This window comes from Streptomyces sp. CBMA156, assembly GCF_014596515.1.
Taxonomy (GTDB): domain Bacteria; phylum Actinomycetota; class Actinomycetes; order Streptomycetales; family Streptomycetaceae; genus Kitasatospora.
Window position 1 is genome coordinate 1 of the sequence record NZ_MSJQ01000217.1, and the last position, 1,117, is coordinate 1,117.

General features: G+C 80.8%; 1 pseudogene. It reads right to left on the reverse strand.

From position 1 onward, the window contains the following. A pseudogene (locus BU198_RS18205) lies at positions 1 to 1,117 on the reverse strand (primosome assembly protein PriA); the annotation flags it as partial.

Genomic DNA, 1,117 nt, shown 5'->3' on the forward strand with positions numbered 1-1,117 from the left:
CCCCCCGCCCCCCCCCCCCCCCCCCCCCCCCCCCCCCCCCCCCCCCCCCCCCCCCCCCCCCCCCCCCACCCCGCCCCCCCCGCCCCCCCCCCCCCCACCCCCCCGCCCCCCCCGCCCACCCACCCCCCCCACACCGCACCCCCCACGCCCCCCGCTACCCCTCCCGCGGCCCCGTACCCGCCGCCGCCCTCCACCACCGGCTCGGCGCCCGGCGTGGAGATCACCAGCGAGGGCTCGTCCGGCACGGTGGTCAGCACCGCCTCCCGGCCCGAGGTCCGCACCGGGATGCGCGGGAACGCCTTGCCCAGCTCCTCCGCGGTCCGCCGGGCCCCGACCACCTGGGCCCGCAGCCGGAAGGACCCGCACTCGGGGCAGTGCCAGTCGTTCTCCTGTTCCCCGCACCAGCCGCAGAGCAGGGCGTCCGCCGAGGGCGCCTCCAGCGGCCCCTCGCAGCGCCGGCAGCGGGCGGGCGTGCGGCAGCGCCCGCAGGCCAGCCTGGGCACGTAGCCGCGCCTGGGCACCTGGATGAGCACCGGGTGCCCGGCCGCCAGCGCCTCCCTGGCGGCCACCCAGCCCACCGAGGGCAGCCGGGCGGCCTGTGCGGCGGCGTCCCGGTGCTGGTCCTCATCGGTGACGGTCCGCACCCTGGGCGCGACCTGCCGCACCGTCTCCCGGTCGGCGACCAGCGGGCGCGCCCAACCGGTGCTGACCAGCTGCGCGCCCTCCACCGTCACCGCGTGCCCGCCGAGCAGCACCGCCGCGCCCTCCTCCGCGGCGCGCAGCAGCGCCACCTCCCGCACGTGCGGGTGCGGGGCGCGCGGGTCGCTGTGGCTGCCGTCCCCGTCCGACCAGACCACGACCAGGCCGAGGTCCCGCACCGGGGCGAACATGGTGGCCCTGGTCCCGATCACGGCGCGCACCGAGCCCCGGCTCACCGCGAGCCAGCGCTTGTAGCGCTCGCGCGGGCCGAGGTCGGCCTCCAGCGCCACGTGCATCCCGGGGCCGAGCAGTTCGGTCAGCGCCTGGTCGACCCGGGCCACCGAGCGCCCCTCGGGGAGCACGACCATCGCCCCGCGCCCGCTCGCCAGCGCCGCCGCCACCGCCCGCGCGATCTCGT